22 protein-coding genes and 1 tRNA gene are annotated in these 18,109 nt (G+C 66.1%); 12 read left to right on the plus strand and 11 right to left on the minus strand.

Going from position 1 to position 18,109, the window contains the following annotated elements:
- The first annotated feature begins 68 nt into the window (after nucleotides 1–68).
- Complete coding sequence (locus tag AC5P99_RS03870; protein WP_123958719.1) at nucleotides 69–944, plus strand: SEL1-like repeat protein; 876 nt, start codon at nucleotides 69–71, stop codon at nucleotides 942–944.
- Nucleotides 925–1,413: a hypothetical protein gene (locus AC5P99_RS03875; RefSeq protein ID WP_123958720.1), complete on the plus strand. Its 489-nt coding sequence runs from the start codon at nucleotides 925–927 to the stop codon at nucleotides 1,411–1,413. Before AC5P99_RS03870 ends, AC5P99_RS03875 begins: the two co-directional genes overlap by 20 nt.
- Before the next feature lie 325 nt (nucleotides 1,414–1,738).
- On the opposite strand, the gene AC5P99_RS03880 is transcribed toward AC5P99_RS03875, so the two are convergent.
- Nucleotides 1,739–2,152, minus strand: a complete 414-nt coding sequence (locus tag AC5P99_RS03880) for a hypothetical protein (RefSeq protein ID WP_123958721.1) — start codon at nucleotides 2,150–2,152, stop codon at nucleotides 1,739–1,741.
- A gap of 231 nt (nucleotides 2,153–2,383) precedes the next feature.
- Here AC5P99_RS03880 and AC5P99_RS03885 point away from each other — a divergent pair, with 231 nt between their 5' ends.
- Entirely contained in the window at nucleotides 2,384–2,698 is a 315-nt protein-coding gene (locus AC5P99_RS03885) for a hypothetical protein (RefSeq protein ID WP_059034753.1), read from the plus strand.
- The gene (locus AC5P99_RS03890) at nucleotides 2,685–2,900 is read left to right on the plus strand and encodes a hypothetical protein (protein WP_059034754.1); all 216 of its coding nucleotides are present in this window, start codon (nucleotides 2,685–2,687) and stop codon (nucleotides 2,898–2,900) included. The genes AC5P99_RS03885 and AC5P99_RS03890 overlap by 14 nt, the downstream gene beginning before the upstream one ends.
- Nucleotides 2,901–2,965: 65 nt before the next feature.
- Here the strand turns inward: AC5P99_RS03890 and AC5P99_RS03895 are convergent.
- A tRNA-Ser gene (locus AC5P99_RS03895) sits at nucleotides 2,966–3,055 on the minus strand.
- Between the two features lie 124 nt (nucleotides 3,056–3,179).
- Here AC5P99_RS03895 and AC5P99_RS03900 point away from each other — a divergent pair.
- On the plus strand, nucleotides 3,180–4,250 hold the full coding sequence (locus tag AC5P99_RS03900) for a DUF4241 domain-containing protein (protein ID WP_088436587.1): 1,071 nt from the start codon (nucleotides 3,180–3,182) through the stop codon (nucleotides 4,248–4,250).
- Nucleotides 4,251–4,331: 81 nt separating this feature from the next.
- On the opposite strand, the gene AC5P99_RS03905 is transcribed toward AC5P99_RS03900, so the two are convergent.
- Nucleotides 4,332–5,324 (minus strand): LysR family transcriptional regulator, encoded by a 993-nt coding sequence (locus AC5P99_RS03905; protein ID WP_005410175.1) that lies wholly within the window; start codon nucleotides 5,322–5,324, stop codon nucleotides 4,332–4,334.
- Between the two features lie 127 nt (nucleotides 5,325–5,451).
- Between AC5P99_RS03905 and AC5P99_RS03910 the strand changes: the two genes are divergently transcribed.
- Together AC5P99_RS03910 and AC5P99_RS03915 are read left to right on the plus strand one after the other, a co-directional pair.
- Complete coding sequence (locus AC5P99_RS03910; protein ID WP_005413862.1) at nucleotides 5,452–6,039, plus strand: FMN-dependent NADH-azoreductase; 588 nt, start codon at nucleotides 5,452–5,454, stop codon at nucleotides 6,037–6,039.
- Between the two features lie 185 nt (nucleotides 6,040–6,224).
- Nucleotides 6,225–6,575 carry an SH3 domain-containing protein gene (locus tag AC5P99_RS03915; protein ID WP_005413863.1) on the plus strand — a complete coding sequence of 117 codons (351 nt, stop codon included), beginning with the start codon at nucleotides 6,225–6,227 and terminating at the stop codon, nucleotides 6,573–6,575.
- Nucleotides 6,576–6,719: 144 nt separating this feature from the next.
- Here AC5P99_RS03915 and serS read toward each other — a convergent pair whose 3' ends face one another.
- On the minus strand, nucleotides 6,720–8,000 hold the full coding sequence (serS, locus tag AC5P99_RS03920) for a serine--tRNA ligase (protein WP_005410178.1): 1,281 nt from the start codon (nucleotides 7,998–8,000) through the stop codon (nucleotides 6,720–6,722).
- Between the two features lie 113 nt (nucleotides 8,001–8,113).
- Here serS and AC5P99_RS03925 point away from each other — a divergent pair, with 113 nt between their 5' ends.
- On the plus strand, nucleotides 8,114–8,752 hold the full coding sequence (locus tag AC5P99_RS03925; protein WP_010480562.1) for an energy transducer TonB: 639 nt from the start codon (nucleotides 8,114–8,116) through the stop codon (nucleotides 8,750–8,752).
- A gap of 119 nt (nucleotides 8,753–8,871) precedes the next feature.
- Entirely contained in the window at nucleotides 8,872–9,444 is a 573-nt protein-coding gene (locus AC5P99_RS03930) for an energy transducer TonB (RefSeq protein ID WP_049449052.1), read from the plus strand.
- Between the two features lie 212 nt (nucleotides 9,445–9,656).
- On the opposite strand, the gene aroA is transcribed toward AC5P99_RS03930, so the two are convergent.
- The 4 genes from aroA to AC5P99_RS03950 form a co-directional block, all read right to left on the minus strand.
- On the minus strand, nucleotides 9,657–10,964 hold the full coding sequence (gene aroA / locus AC5P99_RS03935) for a 3-phosphoshikimate 1-carboxyvinyltransferase (RefSeq protein WP_024956387.1): 1,308 nt from the start codon (nucleotides 10,962–10,964) through the stop codon (nucleotides 9,657–9,659).
- Between the two features lie 76 nt (nucleotides 10,965–11,040).
- Entirely contained in the window at nucleotides 11,041–12,246 is a 1,206-nt protein-coding gene (pheA, locus tag AC5P99_RS03940; protein ID WP_024956386.1) for a prephenate dehydratase, read from the minus strand.
- A gap of 51 nt (nucleotides 12,247–12,297) precedes the next feature.
- Entirely contained in the window at nucleotides 12,298–13,383 is a 1,086-nt protein-coding gene (gene serC / locus AC5P99_RS03945) for a 3-phosphoserine/phosphohydroxythreonine transaminase (RefSeq protein ID WP_088436586.1), read from the minus strand.
- A 130-nt stretch (nucleotides 13,384–13,513) separates the two neighbouring features.
- Nucleotides 13,514–14,320, minus strand: coding sequence for an FHA domain-containing protein (locus AC5P99_RS03950; RefSeq protein ID WP_005410184.1), 807 nt, complete (start codon nucleotides 14,318–14,320; stop codon nucleotides 13,514–13,516).
- A gap of 125 nt (nucleotides 14,321–14,445) precedes the next feature.
- On the opposite strand from AC5P99_RS03950, the gene AC5P99_RS03955 reads away from it, so the two are divergent.
- The 3 genes from AC5P99_RS03955 (at nucleotide 14,446) to AC5P99_RS03965 (ending at nucleotide 16,541) form a co-directional block, all read left to right on the plus strand.
- Complete coding sequence (locus AC5P99_RS03955) at nucleotides 14,446–14,721, plus strand: polyhydroxyalkanoic acid system family protein (protein WP_005410185.1); 276 nt, start codon at nucleotides 14,446–14,448, stop codon at nucleotides 14,719–14,721.
- 80 nt (nucleotides 14,722–14,801) lie between these two features.
- The gene (locus AC5P99_RS03960) at nucleotides 14,802–15,293 is read left to right on the plus strand and encodes a phasin family protein (RefSeq protein WP_024956383.1); all 492 of its coding nucleotides are present in this window, start codon (nucleotides 14,802–14,804) and stop codon (nucleotides 15,291–15,293) included.
- A gap of 237 nt (nucleotides 15,294–15,530) precedes the next feature.
- The gene (locus AC5P99_RS03965; protein WP_111172481.1) at nucleotides 15,531–16,541 is read left to right on the plus strand and encodes a restriction endonuclease; all 1,011 of its coding nucleotides are present in this window, start codon (nucleotides 15,531–15,533) and stop codon (nucleotides 16,539–16,541) included.
- Between the two features lie 145 nt (nucleotides 16,542–16,686).
- Here the strand turns inward: AC5P99_RS03965 and AC5P99_RS03970 are convergent, their stop codons facing one another.
- From AC5P99_RS03970 to hutC, 3 genes are all read right to left on the minus strand, one after another.
- Nucleotides 16,687–17,079, minus strand: a complete 393-nt coding sequence (locus AC5P99_RS03970) for a type II toxin-antitoxin system HicB family antitoxin (protein WP_005410188.1) — start codon at nucleotides 17,077–17,079, stop codon at nucleotides 16,687–16,689.
- A gap of 13 nt (nucleotides 17,080–17,092) precedes the next feature.
- Nucleotides 17,093–17,269: a type II toxin-antitoxin system HicA family toxin gene (locus AC5P99_RS03975; RefSeq protein ID WP_076738546.1), complete on the minus strand. Its 177-nt coding sequence runs from the start codon at nucleotides 17,267–17,269 to the stop codon at nucleotides 17,093–17,095.
- A gap of 94 nt (nucleotides 17,270–17,363) precedes the next feature.
- Entirely contained in the window at nucleotides 17,364–18,092 is a 729-nt protein-coding gene (gene hutC, locus AC5P99_RS03980) for a histidine utilization transcriptional repressor HutC (protein ID WP_005410189.1), read from the minus strand.
- Nucleotides 18,093–18,109: the final 17 nt, after the last annotated feature.

Genomic DNA, 18,109 nt, shown 5'->3' on the forward strand with positions numbered 1-18,109 from the left:
GACGTCCCTGTCATCGGGCGCCCGATCGAAACACGCTCGATCCCCTCGTTACAACATGAAGGAAGGCAATGTCATCAAAGACTAAGGTTCTAATCCTCTCAGCGGCAATTGCTTTGATTGGAACAGGCATCTGGCGGTTTGCCGCCACCTCCCCCACGTCGCGACAGGACAATGACAGCATCAGAACGCCCACGACTGGCGTGCCCAAGATCACGATAGACGCGAATTCGGTCCCCGCGCCCCATACAACCACAACGACCAGTCTGTCGTCGTCGGCCAACAGATCAGTTCGCGTGCGACATCTATCTGGCAGAGCCTATGTCGTTGAGGACTTCGGGCGTGTGCCGAGTGGCACCGTCGACAAGGTAGTTGCGGAACTTTCGCCATTGGCGATGGCCGGCGATGCGACGGCCTCCTATGGGATCTTTCTAAAGCTCAATGAATGCGCAAACATCAACAGGCGCGCATCCAGGGGAGCCGCCTTGCAAGCCTCGCCAGATGTCGCAGCCGCCTGCAACGACCTTTCGGCGGAAAATGAAGTCAGCTCGAGCAAATGGCTATCGCTTGCTGCAGAGCAGGGGAACATCGGAGCGAGACTGCTCTATGCCGCAGACTCCGAATCAGCTCTGGGCGGACCTGCTGAGCTGCTTCGCAACCCGGACCGCGCAAAGGAATACAAGCAGACAGCCGTAAGCTATCTGCAAGAAATGGCATCTCAAGGTAGCGCCGACGCGCTACTTCAGCTGGGGAATGCCTACCACGCTGGTGTGCTGATCGATGAGGACCAAGTTACAAGCAGAGCGTACTTTGAAGCAGTACGCCTCATGGACCCCTCGATAGTGCCGGCTCGTCAAGTTAGTACCTTGGACAAATCGCTAAGTGGAGAACAGCTCTCCTTAGCCCTAAGAAAGGGAAATCAAATCTATGACTCTTGCTGTCGATAGGAAGTTTTTCCGCATACCCCGCCGCAAGGCCATTCTCATTTTGGTAGCCACTGCCGCGCTCGCCCTTGCTGCAAGCACTTTAGCCTTTGAACGCGGCCCCTACTTCTGCAACGACTGTCACGTGGCATCGCCGGTTCCTGACGCAAGAACCCTGGAAGTCATCAAAGACTCACGCGCACCAATCGATTACGTACCACTCTTCGCGTGGGCGACTGGAACGACGTACCAGATATGCAACGCAACGCATTGCACCGTCTACCACGAGAATTTCGAATCGAACTGGGTAGGCGAAGGTCAGACGCCACGCGAAGGCGTCATGCCCGAGCCAATTTATGAAGGCGGTGGCGGCGGCGGAGACATGGGCGACTGGGGAGGTCACGGCGGAGGGATTGGCGGCCCTGGCTTGGGTGGTGGCTGCGTAGGCAGATGCAACGGCGACGTAGAGGTCGGACCAATTCAGCAAATCTGATAAAACCGTGACCGGCCCAGCTCCACTAGGAGCTGGGTTTTTATTGACGCGCTGCAATCTCAGCCCATGCAAACTTATCTTTACCAGACGACGGTGATGTGGGCGGAATAGCACATGGCGCCATCTGGCCCCGGCCATGTTCAGCCATCGTGATCGCTTCCCGCGGCTACAGCTCAATCGCCGGCTCACTAGCATCCAGCGGCAGCTCCGCCTTTTCCGGCCAGGCAAACGCCTCCGGCTGCGATAGCAGCGCGCCTACCTAGTCCCAGTCTCGATCCCCGCCGGCGGCGCCAGCACCAGTTGCTCCAGCGCCTGGTTGACGGCATCACGCCAGCCGCGCCGCAGCCCGCGTAGAAACTCGGCCCACGCAGGAACCATTGTCATCCAGGTCGGCGACGCGCTGGTAAACCTGAACCCGTTTGAAGCACGGAAAGTGGCCGAACACCTCGTCCTTGCGGCCGATCAGATCGACCAGCGCGCCTCCATCGACCGCAGCAATCCGCAGGCGGCCGCCGCATGAGCGCCGCCCTCGGCCACCACTCCAACGCTGACCGCGCTCTACACCGCCCAGCCTGTGCGCTGGGAGTATCGCAACGAGAAGGACGTGGGCCCGGGCAGTTGGGTCCAGGCCGACGCCGGCTACGTCTACGCCGCCCACCAGCGCGACCTCGTTGTCCGCGCCCTGTTCGAGACCCCGCGCGTCGTCCAGCCCGAGAAGGTTCACGACTTCCAGCGCCACGTCTGTGCTGCGGGGAAAGCCAGGACTGGGCCGGGCCGGATTGCTTCCCGCCCGACAAGAAGGTCGACCCACTCACCCGGCTACCCGTGGAACCGAGCTGGTTCCTTGAACCGCTGAAGTGGATCCAGGATGCCGGCCCCATGCCGGTCAGCACGCACGAACGCCGCCGACGAGCCAGCGAAGCCACCTTCCTGATCGAACAGCTCGAAGCCCACATCGAGGAGTGCAGCCATGACCCAAGAACATATCAGCCACCCGGAAGGGTTGCCGAACTGCGCCACCGGCCACCGCGCGCGCCACATCCACGACAAGCGCTGTGCATCCGCCGGTGGCGGCCACCTGGTCGAGTGCGCTTGCAGGTCGACCAGCAAGCATGCCGAACCCGACAAGGCCATCGCAGCCTGGCGAAGACTGAATCGCCCGGCGCGCAGCGCGCGCCCCACTTCGGTCGAAATGCCGATCGACAACGTTCTGCAGTTCCAGCTTGGGCTGGCCTACCGTCCTGCGAAGGCTCGCGCCATGGGAGGCTATCATGGCCGTGGCTGAAAGACTGGAAGAGCTGCTATCGCTTGATCACGTGAGCCAGATGACCGGTATGGACGCCACCTTTATCTGCGGAGAGATCAAGGCCGGCCGCTTCCGGCGCTCTATCCGCATCAGACGCCGCGCACTCTGGATACAATCCGAGGCGCAAGGCCGGGTTCGGCAGCAGATCGTGCAGAATCGATCTTTGCAGGTGAATGGGTAAGCGGGCGGGCAGCGAAGGCTGTAGAAACAAAAAAGCCCCTGTTTCCAGAGGCTCTTTTAAACAACTGGCGGAGAGAGTGGGATTCGAACCCACGGAAGGTTTAACCCTTCGCCGGTTTTCAAGACCGGTGCCTTAAACCGCTCGGCCATCTCTCCAATCGGGTCCCGGTCGCCCGGGCAGCGGCGTATTCTCGCACGTGAAGGGCATTTGCCCAAGACCACCTTGCCCGTGTCCTCCGCATCCGGCACGGTGGGGGCCTTCACCGCACTCGGAGCCGCCATGGCCCATCTCGATCTGGCCAACCTGCGCACCACCCTGCTGGACGACACCCAGCTGGCCGCAATGGCCCTGCATCGCACGTTCGCCGGGCACCTGCCGGTCAGCAGCGGGCATCTGGTGGTCTGCGATCCGCTGGTCCAGGCCGAGGCGCCCGCGCTGGCCGACTACACCGCCCCGCTGGGCCGACATCCGGTCGAAGTCATCGTGCACAGCGGCCGCCCGGCGTTGGCCGTGGTCTGGTTCAAGCCCCGCGAAGCCCTCAGCGCAACCGCCCTGCACTGGCAGATGGCGCGCTGGACCACGCAGGATCTGACCGGCCTGGATGAAGACAGCTTCATCGGCTATCCGGTCGACGCTGGTATCGGCTGCTTCATGGATACAGACACCCAGCGGGCGCTGCTGGCCCTGATCGAACAGGCCGATGGCGACGAAGACAACGCGTGGTCGGATGCACTGATCGACCACGATGGCCTGGATGTAGGCGCCGAGTACCGCCCCTGGGGCGAGGACTCACCGCATGGCCTGATCGTATTCACCAGCGGCTGGGGCGACGGCGTCTATCCGAGCTACTGGGCGCTGGATACGTCCGGCATTCCGGTCGCTCTGGTCACAGATTTCCTGTGCATCCAGGGCGGTGATGGGCGCGACCAGCGCGAGATTGCCGACCAGGCCTATCGCGACAACCTGCCAGCTGCGGAAGCCGACGCGCTGGCGCGGTTGGTGGCCGCCGTGGAGCGCGATGACGCGGATGCGCTGCGTGACCTGCTGAAGGATGCGCCACAGCGCGCCAACCAGATTGAGCCCGGATGCGGTGGCACCGCCCTGTTCGAGGCGATCCGTCTGGACCGCCCAGAGGCGTTGCGGGTACTGCTGCAGGGCGGCGCCTTGCCGGCCATGCCCGAGCGCCTGCACATGAGCAAGGTGACCAGCTATCTGGACTACGCGCGCTTCCTGAAGAAGCCGCGCAGCGCGGAACTGATGGCGGTGCTGGAAGCGCCGGTCATTGCCGAGCCCACACCGGCCGCACCCCCGCGGCGCAGCTTCTGGGACCGGCTGTTCGGGCGGAACTAATCGGCGCCAGAAAGCAGCAACGCCGGGCATGGCCCGGCGCTACCGTTTCACAGATCGGCGGTGCAGTTGCGGGTAGGTACCTCAGCCCGCGTCCACCGCCAACGCGCCCAGCGCACTGGCCTTGATCCGCTCCTTGGCCTTTTCACAGGCACCACCGCAATCCAGGCGCGAGGCCTCCAGTTGCGGCGGCAGATGTTCGGCCAGGAAGTCGATGAACACGCGCACCGCCGGCAGCAGGCCGCGGCGCGAGGCGAACACGGCATGGCACACGCCCTGCGGCAGCGACCAGTCCGGCAGCACCACTTCCAGCTCGCCGTTGCGCACGGCGTCGGCGCACACGGTTTCCGGCAGCATGGTGATGCCGAAACCGTCCTTCACCATGCTCTGCAGCAGCGGGAAGTCGAAGCCGGCCACGCGCGGCTGCAGGTCGACCCGGCGCACTTCGCCTTCCGGCCCGTGCAGCTCCCAGCGTTGGCGGGCTTCGTCTTCGCTGATGCTGAGGGTGACGTGCTGGGTCAATTCTTCCGGATCCTTCGGCCGGCCAGCGCGGTCCAGGTACTTCGGGCTGGCCACCAGCAATTCCTGCACCTGGCCGAAGCTGCGCATCACCAGGCTGCCGTCATCGTCCAGGCGCGAACGCACGCGCAGGGCCACGTCGTAGCCTTCGTTGATGATGTCCACGCGGCGGTTGCTGATGTTCAGCTGCAGGCGCACCTTCGGGTACTGCTCAAGGAACTTGGGCAGCAGCTTGGGCAGCTGCATCTGCGCCAGTGACACCGGCACGCTGGCGCGCACCACGCCGCGCGGCTCCGCGCTCAGGCGGTCCACCACTTCGCGGGCGGCCTGGGCCTCGGCCAGCATCGTCTGCGCATGGCGGTGCACGCTGGTGCCGACATCGGTGACCGCGAAACGGCGCGTGGAGCGCTGCAGCAGGCGCACGCCCAGGTCGGTTTCCAGCTGGCTGATGCGGCGGCTCAGTCGCGACTTGGGAATACCCAGTGCGCGCTCGGCGGCGGCAAATCCGCCGTGGTCGACCACCATCGCGAAGTAGTACAGATCATTCAGGTCATGCATGCCCGAGTTCCATATCTAGAACAATGCGTGGCATTCAATCACCTTTATTCCGTCTTTGCAACAACCTATCGTTCTCTCCGTCGGCGGGGCCACCCCGCCCCTTCCCTCCAGAACATAGGTGACTGCCATGAAGCTTCTGCATCTCGACGCCAGCGTGCTTGGCGACAATTCCGTCTCGCGCCAGCTGTCGGCCGCCGTGGTTGCCCGCTTCACGGGCCAGATCGATGGCCTGCAGGTCGATTATCGCGATCTTGACGCCAATCCGGTACCGCATCTGCGCAGCAGCTCGCTGGCCAGGACCGATGCCGCCGAGGCGACCGATGCTGAACAGGTGATGCAGCAGTTCCTGGAGGCTGACATCGTGGTGATCGGCGCGCCGATGTACAACTTCAGCATTCCTTCCACGCTGAAGGCCTGGATCGACCGCGTGGCCGTGGCCGGCCGCACCTTCAAGTACACCGAGAACGGCCCGGTGGGCCTGGCCGGTGGCAAGCGGGTGATCATCGCCAGCAGCCGCGGCGGCATCTACACCGACTCGCCGGCCGACTTCCAGGAACCGTTCCTGCGCCAGGTGTTCGCCTTCATGGGCATCAACGAGGTCGAGTTCGTGCGCGCCGAGGGCATCGCCTACTCGCCGCAGCACCGCGAAGACGCGATTGCCGGTGCACTGGCAGCCCTGCCGTCGCACGAAGTGGTCGAAGCCGTCGCTGCATAAGCGTTCCAGCGTTCGGCGCCGCTCTCTCCTCGTCGAGGCGCTGAACGCGGGCCGTGGATCCCCTCCCCCATCCCGGCCCACCCTGGCGGCCCCGCTTTGCGGGGCCGCTTTTTTGCATCAGTAGATCCACGCCATGCGTGGATCGGTGCCATGCGCGGCGCTCACCAGCACGTTAGGCTGGGGCCATGAACTACATCGTGACCACTGCGCACCGCAGCGAATTTCCGCACCCGATCACCCTGCGCCGCGGCCAGGCGCTGGTAGTGGGCGAACGCTATGAAGGCCCGGAGGGCTGGGATGACTGGTTCCTGTGCGAGGCCGAGGGGCAGCACCCCGGTTTCGTCCCGGCGCCGGTGATCGGTCGCGACGCGCAGGGTGGCGCGTTTGCCACGGAGGACTACTGCGCGCGGGAACTGGATGTGGATCCCGGACAGCTGCTGCGTGGGCAGCGCACGCTCAATGGCTGGGCGTGGTGCGTGCCGGAGGCCGGCGACCCGGGATGGGTGCCGTTGGAGAAGGTGCGGGTTGTGGAGTGATCACGGCGGTTCATCCACGCATGGCGTGGATACGGTGCCATGCAAGCATGACACCCACCAGAGACACAGCGGTGCCATGCAAGCATGGCACCCACCCGAGCCGCAGCAGTGCCATGCAAGCATGGCACCCGCCCGATCAGGGAATCAGGCGATGGTTTCCAGGCCGCCCATGTACGGGCGCAGGGCTTCCGGCACGGTGATGCTGCCGTCGGCGTTCTGGTAGTTCTCCATCACCGCGATCATCGCGCGGCCGACGGCCACGCCCGAGCCGTTCAGGGTGTGCGCCAGTTCCGGCTTGCCGGTGGCCGGGTTGCGCCAGCGCGCCTGCATGCGGCGGGCCTGGAAGTCACCACAGTTCGAGCACGAGGAGATCTCGCGGTAGGTCTCCTGCGACGGCAGCCAGACTTCCAGATCGTAGGTCTTCACCGCCGAGAAGCCCATGTCGCCGGTGCACAGCAGCACCTTGCGGTACGGCAGGCCCAGCTTTTCCAGCACCACTTCGGCGCAGCGGGTCATGCGCTGGTGTTCGGCATCGCTGTCTTCCGGGCGGCTGATCGAAACCAGCTCGACCTTCTCGAACTGGTGCTGGCGGATCATGCCGCGCACGTCGCGACCACCGCTGCCGGCCTCGGCACGGAAGCACATCGAGTGGGCGGTCATGCGCAACGGCAGACGTTCGGCATCGACGATCTCGTCGCGCACGATGTTCGTCAGCGGTACTTCCGAGGTCGGGATCAGGTAGCGCGTGGAATCGCCCACGGCCGTCTTGAACAGGTCGTCCTCGAACTTCGGCAGCTGGCTGGTGCCGCGCAGCGAATCGGCGTTGACCAGCAGCGGCACGTTGGTTTCCTCATAGCCGTGCTCGCCGGTGTGCAGGTCGACCATGAACTGGGCCAGCGCACGGTGCAGGCGCGCGATCGGGCCGCGCAGCACGGTGAAGCGCGAGCCGGACAGCTTGGCGGCGGTCTCGCCGTCCAGCCAGCCGTTGCGGGCGCCCAGTTCGACGTGGTCGAGCACCTTGAAATCGAACTGGCGCGGGGTTCCCCAGCGCGACTGCTCGACGTTGTCGTTCTCGTCGGCACCGGCCGGCACGTCATCGGCCGGCAGGTTCGGGATGCCCATCGAGATCGCTTCGATCTTCTCGCGCAGCTCGTCCAGCGCCACTTCCGAGGCCTTCAGCTCGTCGGCGAAGGCTGCGACCTCGGCCATGATGGCCGAGACGTCCTCGCCCTTGGCCTTGGCCTGGCCGATGGCTTTGGAACGGCTGTTGCGCAGGCTCTGCAGCTCCTGGGTCCGCACCTGGATGCGCTTGCGATCAGCCTCCAGGGACTCCAGGGCAGACACGTCGAGCTCGAAGCCGCGGCTGGTGCGCAGGCGTTCGGCGAGGTCGGCGGGCTGGTGGCGGAGCAGGGCTGGATCAAGCATGGCAGGTGTCGTGGTGGGTATCAGGGATGGGATTATCGCTTGTTATACGGATTTCTGCCGCCCGGTTCATTCCCGCCGTGGCAGAATCGAGCCATTCCGTACTGGTCCGGTCCATGTCTGCACCCCGCTCGTCGTCCGCCAAGTCGTTCACTGTGCATATCCCGCGCAACGCCCTGAAGATCGCCGGCATCGCCTTCGGCGTGGGCGTACTGCTGTTCGTGCTGGTCTGGCTGACCGGTCGCGACAAGGAGTTCTTCCGCGCCGATCCTGCCGCCCAGACGCCGCAGGAAACCGCCCAGATCGAGCCCCTGCCGGAGCCGTTGGCTGCTGCGGCCGGTTCCAGCGACATGCCCGATGCCAAGCCGGCCCCGGTGGAGGAAGAAGCACCAAAGCTGGTCGAAACAGCCCCACCGCCGCCTGCCCCCATCGCTGAAGCAGCCCCGGCCGCACCGGGCCCTGCGCCGGCGGCCACCGGCAACAGCCAGCCGATGCCGATTGCCGGCCAGTCGCCGCCACCCGCCTACCCGGCTGCCGCGCTTCGCGCTGGCGAGACCGGCACCGTGGTGGTGCGGGTGGACGTGGACGCCACCGGCTATCCAAACAACGCTACGGTGATCCAGCGCAGCGGTTCACGCGAGCTCGACCGTGCCGCCACGGACGCCGTGCGCCGCTGGCGCTTCACGCCGGCGCAGAGCAACGGCCAGGCCGTCCCCGGCAGCATTGAAGTGCCGTTCGACTTCAAGACGCAGTAACTGAACGCTTCCCGGCAGGCAAACTGAACCCTGCCGGTGGCGTTGACGCAACGCTGACACTTCTCGTCCGTGGCTCGGGCAACACTGCCCACGTCGTCCATTGACGGAAGGAGTTAGCGATGACTGCCACCACCCACGAAGACCTTCATTCGCCGCATCTGCAGGAGGATTCCAGCCTGCAGCACAAACCCACTTCGCCCTGGATGTGGATCGCGCTGATCGTGGCGATGTTTGCTGCCGCCCTGCTCTGGCTGCGTCATTCAAACCAGGAAGACGTGGCACCGGCACCGGTCGGTGAGCGCATGCTTCCAGCCCCCGAGCAGGCAGCGGTGACGGATGCAGCGGCCCCTGCCGCGCGCCAGGCAGCCCCGGCTACTGCTTCGCGGAAGGCCGCGCCGGTAGTGCGCAATCGTGAGGCCCGCCCGCTGGCCAGCAACCGCATGCCCACCTACCCCGCCGCTGCGCTGCGTAGTGGCGTGCAGGGCAGCGTGATCGCCAGCCTGAGTGTCGATACCCGCGGCAACGTCGCCAATGCCGCGATCGTTTCGCGCAGCGGCGAGCGCAGTCGCGATCTGGACCGCGCAGTGCTGAGCACCGTGCAGAACTGGAAGTTCCAGCCGGCGATGCACGAAGGCCGTGCCATCGCCAGCGTGGTGCGGGTCCCGGTGGATTTCCGTACCGAGCAGCGTTGATCGCGGACGAGGGGTTCGTGATGTTTAGACGGAGGCTTCGGCCTCCGTCCTTTTATGCGGGAAAGCGTGCCAACCAAGGTTGGCACCTACCGGGAGATGTGAGCGTGCCAACCAAGGTTGGCACCTACCGGGAGATGTGTGCGTGCCAACCAAGGTCGGCACCTACCGGGCATTGCGATCCGCCGGGCATGACCCGGCGGATGCAGTGACGATCAGGCCAGGTTGAATCCGGCGCTGCGGGCCAGGCCGTCGAAGTCCGGGAAGGACGTGGCGACGTTGGCGATATCGTTGATGCGCACTTCGCCGTCACTGATCTGGCCGGCAATGGCGAACGCCATGGCGATGCGGTGGTCGCCGTGGCTTTCGATGGTGCCGCTGCCCAGGCGCACGCCACCATGCAGGGTGGCACCGTCTTCAGTTTCGTCCACCTGCATGCCCAGCGCGCGCAGGCCGGTGGCCATCGCTGCGAGACGATCGGATTCCTTCACCCGCAGCTCGGCGGCGCCGGTCACCACGGTCTGGCCTTCTGCAGCAGCTGCCGCCACGAACAGCGCCGGGAACTCGTCGATCATGTCCGGCACCAGTTCTTCCGGAATGCGTGCACCCTTCAGCGGGGCATAGCGCACCACCAGGTCCGCCACCGGTTCACCGCCCTGCTCGGCCGGATTCTCTTCGGTGATGTCGGCACCCATCAGGCGCAGCGCGTGCAGCAGGCCGGTGCGGCGCGGGTTCAGGCCAACCTGCTTCAGGCGCAGCTCGGAGCCCGGGATGATGCTGGCAGCCACCAGATAAAACGCCGCAGACGAGAAGTCGGCCGGCACCACGATATCCGTGGCACGAAGGCGTTGGCCGCCGCGCAGGCGCGCCTTGCCCGGCGAGAATTCGATGTCCACGCCGAACGCGGACAGCATGCGTTCGGTGTAGTCGCGGGTCGGGTGCGGCTCGACAACGCTGGTTTCGCCCTGTGCGTACAGGCCTGCCAGCAACACCGCCGACTTGATCTGCGCGCTGGCCACCGGCGAGGCGAAGTCGATGCCATGCAGCGTCTGGCCGCCATGCACGTGCAGCGGCGGCGTGCCGTCATCCTGGGTGTCGATCTTCGCGCCCATCTGCGACAGCGGGCCGGTGACGCGGCGCATCGGTCGGCCGGACAGCGACTCATCGCCGATGAGCGTGCAGTCGAAGGCCTGGCCTGCCAGCAGGCCGGCCAGCAGGCGCATGCCGGTACCGGCGTTGCCGCAGTCCAGCGGCGCATCCGGCGCCTTCAGGCCGTCGATACCGACGCCGTGCACGATGCGCTGCGACGCGCTGGGGGTTTCGATGCGGACGCCCAGCTGGCTGAAGATGCGCGCGGTAGCGCGGGTGTCTTCGCCTTCCAGGAAGCCTTCGATATGCGAGGTGCCATCGGCCAGCGCGGCGAACATCACCGAGCGGTGCGAGACCGACTTGTCGCCGGGAATGGTCAGGCTGCCCTGCAGCGGCTGGCCCTTGCGGGCGATCCAGTGTTGCGCGTTGCTCATCGTTCGATCATTCCGTAAACGCCGGCAGCGCCGGCGATGCATCAGGGAGCGGCGGCCAGGGCCGCCGCAGCAGCACTCAGGGCACGGCCACCGGATAGGAGCCCAGCACCTTGATCTGCGCCGAGTGCGCTTCCAGTTCGGCCAGTGCGGCCTGCATCGGCGCGTCGTCGATGTGGCCGGCCAGGTCGATGAAGAAGCCGTACTCCCACTTGCCGTGGTGCGACGGCCGCGACTCGATGCGGTTCATGCTGATGCCGTGGCGGGCGAACGGGCTGAGCACGTCGAACAGCGCACCGGGCTTGTCATGGATGAACACCAGCACCGAGGTGCGGTCGTGGCCGGAGGTCGGGAAGATGTTGCGGCCCACCACCAGGAAGCGGGTGGTGTTGTCGGCATCGTTCTGGATCGGCTTGGTGACCACCTTCTTCAGGCCGTACACGTGGCCGGCACTCTCGCCGCCGATGGCCGCCGCGTCGTCGGCGTTGCGCGCACGGCGCGCACCTTCGGCGTTGCTGGATACCGGAATCTTCTCGGCCTTCGGCAGGTTGGCGCGCAGCCACGCCGAGGTCTGCATGAACGACTGCGGGTGTGCGTAGATGCGCTCGATGTCCTCGATGCGGCCGCTGCGCGACATCAGGTACTGCTGCACGCGCAGTTCCACTTCGCCACAGATCTTCAGGTTGGAGGTCAGGAACATGTCCAGGGTGATCTGGATGGTGCCCTGCCCCGAATTCTCCACCGGCACCACACCGAAATCGGCGTTGCCCGCTTCCACTTCCTGGAACACTTCCTCGATGCTGGCCATCGGCAGGCCCAGCGCGGAGCGGCCGAAATGCTTGAGCACCGCCTGCTGGCTGAAGGTGCCTTCCGGGCCGAGGTAGCCGATCTTCAGCGGCTCCTGCTGCGCCAGGCAGGCCGACATGATCTCGCGGTAGACGTGCACCAGCAGTTCATCGCTGAGCGGGCCTTCGTTGCGGTCCACCACCATGCGCAGCACCTGCGCTTCGCGCTCGGGGCGGTAGTAGTCGACGGCAGCAGCCAGCTTGCCCTTGGCCTTGCCGACCTGGTGGGCGAAACGTGCGCGCTCGGCGATCAGGCTCTGGATGTCGCGGTCGATCTGGTCGATCTTCGAACGCACATCGGCCAGCGCCAGCGGCGCCAGGGTGGGCGCCGGGTTCGACGCAGCCTTGGACGTGCTCTTGCCCTTGGCCTTGGTGGAGGCGCTGTCCTTGGCCGGTTCGGCCTTCTTCGGCACCTTCTTGCTGGATTTGCTGCTTGCCATCGGAATTCCCTGTTGCGGGGCACGCACCCGACGGTGCGCGCCGTTCATTGCTCAACCGTGACGCTGCTGGAAATCGGCCATGAAGGCGACCAGCGCCTCGGCCCCGGCCAGCGGCATGGCGTTGTACAGCGAAGCCCGGATGCCGCCGACCACCTTGTGGCCCTTCAGCGCCAGCAGGCCAGCGGCCTTGGCTTCGGCGACGAAGCGGGCGTCGAGTTCGACATCGGGCAGGAAGAACGGAATGTTCATGCGCGAACGGGCCGCATGTGCGACTTCATTGCGGTAGAAGCCGCCGGAGCCGTCGATGGCGCCGTACACCAGCGCGGCCTTGGCGGCGTTGCGCTTGGCGAATTCGGTCACGCCGCCCTCGGCCAGCATCCACTTGAACACGAGGCCGGCCAGATACCAGTTCCAGGTCGGCGGGGTGTTGAGCATCGAATCGCGGGCGACGTGCGAGCGGTAATCGAAGATGTCCGCGCGCGGCTGGCCACTGCGCTCGAGCAGGTCGCGGCGGATGATCATCACCGCGATGCCGACCGGGCCCAGGTTCTTCTGCGCGCCGGCGTAGATCACACCATAACGGCGCACATCCAGCGGTTCGCTGGCGATGGACGAGCTGAAGTCGGCGATCAGCGGGACGTTGCCGGTATCGGGCACATCACGGAATTCGACGCCGTGAATGGTCTCGTTGGCGGTGATGTGCACGTAGGCGGCATCGCGCGACAGCTGCCAGTCGGCACGCGCCGGCAGCTCGCGGTAGCCGTGGGCCTCGCTGCTGGCGGCGATGTTGACGTCGACGTAGACCCCGGCCTGCTTGACCGCGGTCTTGCCCCAGTGACCACTGACCACGTAGTCGGCACGCTGGCCGGGGCTGGCGAAGTTGAGCGGGATCAGCGCCTGCTGGGTGGTGGCGCCACCGGACAGGAACAGCACCGCATAGTCGTCGGGGATGTCGAGCAGGCGACGCAGGTCGGCCTCGGCTTCGGCAGCCACGGACATGAATTCCGCGCCGCGATGGCTCATTTCCACGATCGAAGCGCCGGACCCGTGCCAGTCCAGCATTTCCGCCTGCGCCTGGCGCAGGACCGATTCCGGCAAGGTCGCAGGGCCGGCACTGAAGTTGAACGCGCGCGTCATGTCACACCTGTGGGGCAAGACCCCTAGTATGCCGCAGTGCACCAGCCTTGCGGCCTTGTGGCGCAAGGGAAATTTGGTTTCATTGGAATCCATTGGCGACGCGGCCGGCACTACCGTCACCGCGCGACCGTCAGCGCGCGCCGAACCAGAGCAGCAGGCTGAGCACTGCCGCCAGCAACAAGGCGCTGGCCAGCAGCCACGGCCAGCGCCGGACCCTGCGCGGCGTCACCGGCAGCACCGGCGCCTGTTCCGCGTCCTCGCCGGACTCGTCCTCGGCCGGCAACGGCCGCCGACGTGGATCATGCGGCACTTCCAGCACAAAACGATGCTGGCCATCGAACACCACCTGGTCGCCGGCCTGCAGCCAGCAGTGGCGCACGGCTACGCCGTTGACCCGGGTGCCGTCGGCACTGCCGAGGTCGCGCAGCAGCACACGATCACCGTGCACTTCCACGCGGGCGTGCTGTTCGGCGAAGGCCGGATCGTCGATGGCGATGTCGGCGTCGCTGCCGCGGCCGATCAAGCGTGCCCGCGACAGCGTATAGCTGCGGCCATGATGCAGGCCGCCGACACCGCGCAGCAGGCGCTGCTGCTCATCGGTGCCATCGTCGTTCTTCGGCGCGGGTGCCTGCAGCAGGCTCTCGACCTCGCCCTGCAGCACCATCTCCACGCCGTCCACATAGACCGCATCGCCTGCACGCAGCAGCGCCATGCGGCGCACCGGCCGACCATTCACGTGGATGCCACGGATACCGTTGCCGACCTGCAGCCACAGGCCGCGATCGTCCATGCAGAACTGCGCCAGCAGCAGAGCGCCGTGGCCGGCGTCGCCGAGCCGCACGCTGCCGTTGGCCTGGCGCACGATGCGTTGCACCCCGGGCCGCAGCGGCTGGTCGGGCTGTTGTTGTTGACTGAAGTGAACAAGCAGGTTCTGCACGCGGCGCAGCCTAGCAGGTTGGCCGCCAACGAAGAAGAACCTGCGATGAGTGCTTGGCGCGACGGCCCTCGATGCGCACAATGCTCGCCCTCATTGATCATCCCCGCCCTGCGCCAGGAGCCTGCATGTCCACCATCGATGTCCGCCACGCCCACGCCCTGCCCGACGCGCAGGCACGCGCCGCGATCGAACAGGTCGCCGCCAAGCTGTCCGAGCGCTTCGGCCTGAAGTCGTCCTGGGCCGCCGACGTGCTGAACTTCTCTGGCAGCGGCGTGGACGGTGCGATCGAACTGCAGCCGGGCGCCGTGCGCGTCACCGCCAAGCTGGGCTTCCTGCTGTCGGCGATGAAGGGCATGGTCGAGGGCGAGATCCAGCGCGTGCTGAAGGAAAAGCTGGGCTGAACCCCGGCGGCGGCCGTCACGGCCGTGCAACGCCATCGCGCGCTACTCTCGGGGCAGGCCCAACTCCCACGGGAAGTGCGATGAACCAGTACGAAAACGATGACCGCCGCAACGACGACGCCTCGTTCGGTGACCAGGCCGAGCGCTTCTCGCGCAAGCTGAGTGACTCGGCGCAGCAGGTCTGGCTGGCCGGCCTGGGCGCTCTTGGCCGTGCACAGGCCGAAGGCAGCCGCTTCTTCGACGGCCTGGTGAAGGAAGGCGAAGCCTGGGAGGCCCGCCGCCGTGAACGCCACGGCGAACAGGGCCCGGGCTGGCGCGACAACGTGGAATCCTCGCTGGATGAGGCCCGCGAGAAGGCCTCTGGCACCTGGAACAAGGTCGAAAAGGCCTTCGATGACCAGGTGCAGGGCGTGCTCAAGCGCCTGCATGTCCCAACTGCCGATGAGGTGACCGCGCTGGAAGCCCGTATCGACGCCCTGCACGCGCGGCTGGCCAAGCTGGAAAACCGTGCGGCCTCGGGCGCCGATGCTCCCGCCCCGGGCAGCCATCAGTCGCCAGGCAGCGTGCCCTGACCGGCCATTGTTGCAATGCAATAAAATTTGATTGACAATCGCGAGCAACCCGCCAATCGCTTCGGCTGCCGTTTGTTCCCTCCCCTCACGGCTTCAGGATTGGCGGGTTTTTCGTGCCCGCCGTATGCCGATCTGAGCGTTCCATCACGCTTCCTGTCAGGAACGTCCTGACCCAGCCGGATAGTGCGACCTTTACACTGTCGTCTTCCGCATTCGCCCCTTCCGCGCACCTCCTGCATGCTCCCTTGGATCCTGGCCCTGCTGTCGGCCCTGCTTACCTGTTCCCTGGCTGTTGTCTATCTGTGGTGGATCAAGCGGCGGCAGAAGGAGATGCAACTCGGCCTGCAAGCCCTGGCGGGCATGCACTGGCGCGAGTTCTCGGTACTGGTCAAGCGCATGCTGCGCGAACAGCGCGGCCTGCGTGAACTGAATGACCCGGCGGAGGAGTCCCGCGAGCCAAGCAGCGACTTCCTGCTCAGCGACGGCCCCAACCAGTGGCTGGTGTCCTGCAAGCATGGTCTTGCCTACCGTATCGGCACCGCCGCAGTGAACGAGCTGGGGGCTGCTGCGCGCCTGGCCGGCGCCAAGGGCGGCGTGCTGCTGACCGAAGGCCGGATGGAACGCGACGGGCGCAGCGCTGCCGAGAAGCAGGCGGTCGAGGTGCTGGACGGTCCACGCCTGTGGCCGCTGCTGCAGCCCTACCTGCCGGCGGAAATCGAAACCCGTGTGCGTGCCAGCGCCCGCCATGAAGCCCTGCGCCGGATCGCCATTGCCGCGCTCGGCGCGGTCACGCTGGGCCTGCTGGTGGGATTGAGCCTGCAAGGCTTGCATGTGCAGGACACCCCGCCTGTTGCCGAGGTGGCGGACACCCCCGCGCCGGTTGCACCTGCGGTTGAAGCGGCGCCCGAACCGGCGTCGGCCCCCGCCACCACGCCGCCGGCCCCTGCGCCTGCACTGGCCGCGCCCTCAGCCGACGCGCGCAGCAACCCCAACCCGGATGCCGCCACGCTGGAGCGCTTCCAGGCCGATCTGTCCCGCGCCTTGGCCGGCAAGCCCGGTATCGCCAGCGGGGTCTGGCTGACCCGCCAAACGCTGGCGATCAACCGCACGGGCGAGCTGGACGCGGTGTGGCCGCAGGTCTGCGAGGAAGTGCTGCACTACCCCGCCCTGCGCAACGTGCGCATCCAGCTCAACGCCCGCCCCGGCGTGGATGAGCCGGTGCGCTGGCGGCAGTGCGCCACGTACTGATGGGGCCGCATCCACCGTGGCGTGGATTTACTGAACCCCGATGCGCGCCCCCTTGGTAGATCCACGCCACGCGTGGATGCCTTTGCAGAGTTGAGCCACGCGCGAACAGCAGCCGAGCATCGGCTCGGCTCCACATGGCGCCTGCTCAGCCCAATGCCGCGAGATGGGCGATGTAACTGGAGCGCGATTCACCCGCCGCTCTGGCCTGCGCATCCAGCCTCGCCAGGATCCGGCGTGGCAGGCTGATATTGACCCGCTCGATGGTGTCGTCCAGCAGAGCCGGATCAATGCAGATGTACGCAAGAATCCAACGGATGTCCTTGGATGCCTCGGCGGCGATCTTCTGTGGCGCGGAAGGTGTCGGAATCGAGCGCCCCTCATCCAGCGCCGCATCAATCCAGGCGAGCGCAGCTTCCTCGGCAGCGCTGAGCGCATCATCAAGCGTGTCGGCCGCCGAGAAGCACCCCGGCAGATCTGGAACGACCACACCCCACGCGGTGCGCTCATCGCCTGCCTCGATCAGGACTGGATATCGCATGGGCCCTCCTACGTCAGTCCTGCGAGCTTCCGCAACGCCTGCACCAGCCCTTCCCCAGATCCTTCCTTGGGTGAGGAACGGTGATGATGTGAGGGTGCTGCGGGTGCACGAATACATGATGGGATCCGCGGATCCGACGACAGATCCAACATGCCGCTTCCAGATCCCGGATGAGGTCCCTGCTCTTCATGCAAGGACGATACACATCGCACACACGCCCCGACAGAGTTCAAGGCGACAGTCGTTGCGGCCCAGTAGATCCACGCCATGCGTGGAGGGAATCCCTATCGCGCGCCCGGCGCGAAGCGCGCCACCAGGTCCCAGGCATCCCCCAGGAACACCTGGCGCACGCGGGTGATCGGCTGTTCGCCACGCCAGGTCAGGCGTTCGATCACCAAGCAGGCGGTACCGGGCTTCACGTCCAGCAGCTTGGCGGTGGCGGTATCTGCCCCCCAGGCACTGATGCGGTGCTGGGCACGGGTCCACGACACGTTCTGCAGCAGCCAGCTGCCCGGCGCGGTAGTGCTGAAGTCGACCTCCAGTACCTCAGGCACGCCCACCGGGCTGATCAGGCGATGCTCCAGCGCCAGCGGGCGACCATCGGCCAGATGCAGGCAGCGCATCGCCAGCAGGTTTTCCTGTCCGGCCAGCTCGACTTCACCGGCATTGCCGGCATCGGCAAGGCGCAGGTCGCGCTGCAGCAGGCGATAGGTGTACTGGTGGCCGCGCGAGCCAACCTCCATCGCGATATCGGGGATCTCCAGCGCCACCTGCTCCAGGTGCGGGGGTTGCCGCGCCACGAACGAACCGGCACGGCGGCGACGCTCGATCATGCCGCTCTCGGCCAACGCGGTCAGCACTTTGTTCACCGTCATCCGCGAGCAGCCGTACTGCTCCATCAGCTCGTGCTCGTACGGAATCCGGAAGCCCGGCGCCCATTCTCCGCTGAGGATGCGGCTTTCCAGATCGCTGCGGATACGCTGGTTGAGCGTGGCGGACTTGCTGGCCTTCACGTAATGGGGTCTCGGTA

Source organism: Stenotrophomonas sp. YJH_SMC_80, assembly GCF_059372495.1.

Coding starts and splice junctions, on each gene's coding strand:
- AC5P99_RS03870 (WP_123958719.1), top strand. CDS start 69: ATGTCATCAAAGACTAAGGTTCTAATCCTCTCAGCGGCAATTGCTTTG.
- AC5P99_RS03875 (WP_123958720.1), top strand. CDS start 925: ATGACTCTTGCTGTCGATAGGAAGTTTTTCCGCATACCCCGCCGCAAG.
- AC5P99_RS03885 (WP_059034753.1), top strand. CDS start 2,384: ATGACCCAAGAACATATCAGCCACCCGGAAGGGTTGCCGAACTGCGCC.
- AC5P99_RS03890 (WP_059034754.1), top strand. CDS start 2,685: ATGGCCGTGGCTGAAAGACTGGAAGAGCTGCTATCGCTTGATCACGTG.
- AC5P99_RS03900 (WP_088436587.1), top strand. CDS start 3,180: ATGGCCCATCTCGATCTGGCCAACCTGCGCACCACCCTGCTGGACGAC.
- AC5P99_RS03905 (WP_005410175.1), bottom strand. CDS start 5,324: ATGCATGACCTGAATGATCTGTACTACTTCGCGATGGTGGTCGACCAC.
- AC5P99_RS03910 (WP_005413862.1), top strand. CDS start 5,452: ATGAAGCTTCTGCATCTCGACGCCAGCGTGCTTGGCGACAATTCCGTC.
- AC5P99_RS03915 (WP_005413863.1), top strand. CDS start 6,225: ATGAACTACATCGTGACCACTGCGCACCGCAGCGAATTTCCGCACCCG.
- serS (WP_005410178.1), bottom strand. CDS start 8,000: ATGCTTGATCCAGCCCTGCTCCGCCACCAGCCCGCCGACCTCGCCGAA.
- AC5P99_RS03925 (WP_010480562.1), top strand. CDS start 8,114: ATGTCTGCACCCCGCTCGTCGTCCGCCAAGTCGTTCACTGTGCATATC.
- AC5P99_RS03930 (WP_049449052.1), top strand. CDS start 8,872: ATGACTGCCACCACCCACGAAGACCTTCATTCGCCGCATCTGCAGGAG.
- aroA (WP_024956387.1), bottom strand. CDS start 10,964: ATGAGCAACGCGCAACACTGGATCGCCCGCAAGGGCCAGCCGCTGCAG.
- pheA (WP_024956386.1), bottom strand. CDS start 12,246: ATGGCAAGCAGCAAATCCAGCAAGAAGGTGCCGAAGAAGGCCGAACCG.
- serC (WP_088436586.1), bottom strand. CDS start 13,383: ATGACGCGCGCGTTCAACTTCAGTGCCGGCCCTGCGACCTTGCCGGAA.
- AC5P99_RS03955 (WP_005410185.1), top strand. CDS start 14,446: ATGTCCACCATCGATGTCCGCCACGCCCACGCCCTGCCCGACGCGCAG.
- AC5P99_RS03960 (WP_024956383.1), top strand. CDS start 14,802: ATGAACCAGTACGAAAACGATGACCGCCGCAACGACGACGCCTCGTTC.
- AC5P99_RS03965 (WP_111172481.1), top strand. CDS start 15,531: ATGCTCCCTTGGATCCTGGCCCTGCTGTCGGCCCTGCTTACCTGTTCC.
- AC5P99_RS03970 (WP_005410188.1), bottom strand. CDS start 17,079: ATGCGATATCCAGTCCTGATCGAGGCAGGCGATGAGCGCACCGCGTGG.
- AC5P99_RS03975 (WP_076738546.1), bottom strand. CDS start 17,269: ATGAAGAGCAGGGACCTCATCCGGGATCTGGAAGCGGCATGTTGGATC.